The organism is Meridianimaribacter sp. CL38 (assembly GCF_004328055.1).
Lineage (GTDB): Bacteria > Bacteroidota > Bacteroidia > Flavobacteriales > Flavobacteriaceae > Gaetbulibacter_B > Gaetbulibacter_B jejuensis.
Window position 1 is genome coordinate 1 of record NZ_QKWS01000012.1, and the last position, 3,899, is coordinate 3,899.

At 41.1% G+C, this 3,899-nt stretch carries 1 pseudogene; it reads left to right on the forward strand.

The window, feature by feature from the left end:
• Positions 1-3,899 (forward strand): annotated as a pseudogene (locus DMZ43_RS14880) (hypothetical protein); the annotation flags it as partial.

Genomic DNA, 3,899 nt, shown 5'->3' on the forward strand with positions numbered 1-3,899 from the left:
GGTCAAGACCCATTGGTTTATACAGTAACCTATTACGAGACCCAAGCAGATGCAGAAGCACCTATGAATGCTATAGCAAACCCAGCAACCTATACCAATACAGGTAACCCACAGACGATACATGTAAGAGTAGAAGATGCTACCACACCAGACTGTTATGGATACACAAGCTTTGAGCTTATCGTTAACCCATTACCAGAAGTATTAGTGCCAACACCATTAGAAGTTTGTGATGACGATGCCGATGGTTTTGCAGCATTTACACTAACAGATAAGAATGCAGAGATACTTAACGGACAAACAGGTGTTAACGTCACTTACTATGAAACCCAAGCCGATGCAGACAATGCTACCAATGAGATTTTCTCACCATACACTAACATTGTCATCAACACGCAAACGGTATATGTACGTTTAGAAGATGCAACGACAGGATGCTATAATACTACGACATTAGAGCTAGTGGTTAACCCACTACCAGTAGCAGTAGCACCAACACCATTGGAAGTCTGCGATGATGATAACGATGGTTTTGCAAGCTTTACCTTAACATTAAAAGACGCGGAAGTATTAGGTGGTCAAACTGGAATGACAGTGACCTACCATGAGACCCAGTCTGATGCAGACAATGGTGTCAATGACCTATCAAGTCCATACAACAATATTGTACCAAACACCCAAACCGTTTATGTGCGTTTGGAAGATGACGCTTCAGGCTGCCATGACACAGTAGAGCTTACCCTATTGGTAAACCCATTACCAACCATAGGTGCGATAACACCATACGAGTTGTGTGACTATAACAACCCAGGCGACGAGCAAGAAACATTTGACCTTACGACCAAAGATGCAGAAATCATCAATGGACAGGTTAATGTAGCGGTAAGCTATTACGAAACACAGGCAGATGCCGAAGCAGGAATCAATGCGATAACCGTACCATATATTAATCAAACCAATCCACAAACCCTATATGTGGCACTTACCAATACAATTACAAACTGTGCTTCAGTAAGTAGTTTTGAGTTGGTGGTCAACCCACTTCCAGCATTAGTAGTTCCTACACCATTGGAAGTTTGTGATGATAATGTACCAGACGGCATAACAGACATTGATCTTACTCTAAAGAATATAGAGATTAGTGGTAACAACCCGAACTACTCGGTAACGTATTACCCAACACAGTTAGATGCAGACAATGCTACTAACCCATTACCAATACCATACACAGGGTTTGATGGAGAAGTAGTGTATGTACGTGTTCAGGATATCAACACAGGATGTTATGCTACTACAACCTTAACGTTGGTAGTGGAACAAGCACCAGTAGCTAATGTGCCAACACCATTGGAGTACTGTGATCCTGATAGTGATGGTTTTGGAGTGTTTACCCTTACCGATGCAGATAATGAAATAACAGGAGGCGTTCCAGGACTTACAGTAACTTACCATGAGACTATGGCAGATGCCAATAATAATGTAAACCCATTAGCAAGTCCATACAATAACATTGTGGTAAACACGCAAACTGTTTACGCTAGAGTAGAAAGCGCTACCATAGCTACCGATTGTGCTACGATAGTAGATTTAGTATTGATAGTAAATCCAACCCCACAATTAGGAGCAGGACCAACACCATTACAAGTCTGTGACGATGCCTCAGCCGATGGATTTGCACAGTTTGACCTTACTACCAAGGATGCAGAAGTACTTCAAAACCTAGCAGACCCAACACAGTATACAGTCACTTATCATGAAACAGAAGCTAATGCTGAAGCAGGAACAAACCCAATACTGAACCCAGCAGCCTATACAAACACAACAGCCTTCAACCAGACCCTATGGGTACGAGTAGAAGACAATAACAACGGATGTTATAAGCTTACAACATTAGAGCTTATCGTTAATGCATTACCAGTATTGGTACAACCATCACCATTGGAGTTATGTGATTATAACAACCCAGGCGATGAGCAAGAAGCCTTTACATTAGAAGATGCAGCTGATGAGATCTTGAATGGTCAAACAGGAATCAGCCTGACGTATTATGAGACCCAAGCCGATGCCGATTCAGGGAACAACCCAATCACAAGTCCATATACTAATACTGTAAACCCACAGACTATTTATGTAAGAGCGACCAATGATGTTACAGGCTGTGTGAGTACGATCACTTTAGATTTACGAGTAAACCCAATACCGTCACCAGCAGTACCAACAGACTTAGAAGAATGTGATGTAGACAATGATGGCTTTGCAAGTTTTGATTTAGACAGTAGTACAGTAGAGATCATCAATGGTGAATTGGATATTGCTGTGAGCTACCATGAGACTATGGCAGATGCTGAAAACGCACAAAACCCATTAGTAAGTCCTTACAGTAATATCGTACCAGATACACAAACCGTTTATGCAAGAGCAGAGAACACAATAACAGGATGCTTTACTATAGTACCATTGGTATTAAATGTATTACCATCACCAGTAGTTCCAACAAACATAGACGATTATGTTATCTGTGATACCAATACCGATGAGATTGCGCAGTTTGATTTAACCACCAAAGCAGCAGAGATATTAGGTACCCAAGACCCAGCAGATTTTGTACTGACCTACCATTTAACACAGGCAGATGCAGACTCAGGAAACAACCCAATAGCTAACACGACTAACTATAGTAACCAAATCAATCCACAGACCATTTACATACGCTTAGTAAGTGTAGCCAATGGCTGTGTAACTACAGGAGAGTTTGAAATACGTGTGGAGCTTCCACCAACAGCAATACAACCAACACCATTAGAGTTGTGTGATGATGAAGTGGCCGATGAGATTACAGTATTTGATCTTACCGTAAAGGACAGTGAGATTACAGGAGGAGAAGCAAGCTGGAGTGTAAGCTATTATGAAACCAATGCCGATGCACAGTCAGGAACCAACGCAGTAGACGCTACAGCCTATACCAATACATCGGTTAATGGCGCACCAGCTAACCCACAAACACTATATGTAGTTGTTACCGATACCGATACAGGCTGTGTGGATTACACAACGTTAACCATTAGAGTATTACCAAACCCAACTCCAAGTACAGATCCAGATAACCTAGAGTTATGTGATGACATCAATACAGGAGATGGACAAGAGGTATTTGATCTTACCGAAAACGAAGTATACATCATCAATGGAGAAGCAGGAGTAACAGCAAGCTACCATGAAACAGAAGAAGATGCAGAAGCAGGAGCCAATGCTATAGCAGACCCAACAATGTACACTAACATCCCAACCGATTACACAGCACAAACCATTTATGTGCGTGTGACTAATGATGTAACAGGATGTTATACCATAGTAACCTTTACGATAACCGTAAACCCATTACCAGATGTAGTAGCAGTAACGGACTTTATCATATGTGAAGACAATACCGATGGCTTTGCACAGTTTGATTTAACCAGTAAAGATGCAGAAGTACTTAATGGTCAAGATCCAACCCTATTTACAGTAAGCTATCATGCTACACAAGCAGATGCTGATGATCTAATGAACGGATTGGTAAGTCCATATACTAATGTGATCAATCCACAACCAATCTATGTAGCCATTACCAATACAGTAACAGGATGTTCGATAAGCACACAAAGCTTTAACATAGAAGTTCAGGAAGCAGCAGAAGCCAATAGTGATATGGAGCCAATTCTATATGAGCTATGTGATGACAATATGGAGATAGATGGAGACCCAACTAACGACAGTGTACAATTTGATCTATCAACATTAGATGAAGACGTACTAGATGGTCAAGACCCATTAAATTATACAGTAACGTACTATGCGAGTTTTGATGATGCAGACGCAGGAGTAAACCCATTACCTACACTTTATGAGAACATCACTAA